Raw genomic sequence first — 651 nt, forward strand, 5'->3', positions numbered from 1 at the left:
ATTGCTCCGGCAAATCGCCAGGTACTGCACGAACGCATTAAACAAAGATTCACAAATATGCTGGAACAGGGATTCATCGACGAGGTCGTAGCCCTGCGTAAAAGAAGTGACCTGCATGCCGGGTTGCCGTCTATACGTGCGGTAGGCTACCGCCAAGTCTGGGACTACCTGGATGGCAAGCTGTCGTTAGCTGAAATGCAGGAACGCGGCATCATTGCCACGCGTCAATTGGCCAAGCGCCAGTTCACCTGGCTGCGCAGCTGGGAAGAACTGCACTGGCTGGACAGTCTTGATTGCGACAATCTGCCACGCGCCTTGAAATACCTTGGGACCATCTCCATATTGAGCTGAGTCCTTGCAATTGCCGTCTATCCTTGGGGGTGTGGCGGCCAAAGCCATCTGAATTATCTATTTTTATTATTGAATCCTTAAAGGAGTGCGGCACATGTCAAAAGGGCATTCGCTACAAGACCCTTACTTGAATACTTTACGTAAAGAGAAAGTTGGGGTGTCCATCTACCTGGTCAACGGTATCAAACTGCAAGGCACGATCGAGTCGTTCGACCAGTTCGTTATCCTGCTGAAAAACACCGTCAGCCAGATGGTTTACAAACACGCTATCTCGACAGTCGTGCCAGTACGTCCAATTCG

General features: G+C 50.5%; 1 protein-coding gene and 1 pseudogene. Both read left to right on the forward strand.

Annotation, left to right across the window (positions count from 1 at the left end; genetic code table 11):
- Window positions 1-351, forward strand: a pseudogene (gene miaA / locus HT737_RS30885) (tRNA (adenosine(37)-N6)-dimethylallyltransferase MiaA); the annotation flags it as partial.
- Between the two features lie 94 nt (window positions 352-445).
- On the forward strand, window positions 446-651 hold a 206-nt coding region (gene hfq, locus HT737_RS30890; RefSeq protein ID WP_182404707.1), incomplete at its 3' end, for an RNA chaperone Hfq.

It is taken from the genome of Pseudomonas sp. MD195_PC81_125 (assembly GCF_014060985.1).
GTDB lineage: Bacteria > Pseudomonadota > Gammaproteobacteria > Pseudomonadales > Pseudomonadaceae > Aquipseudomonas > Aquipseudomonas parakoreensis.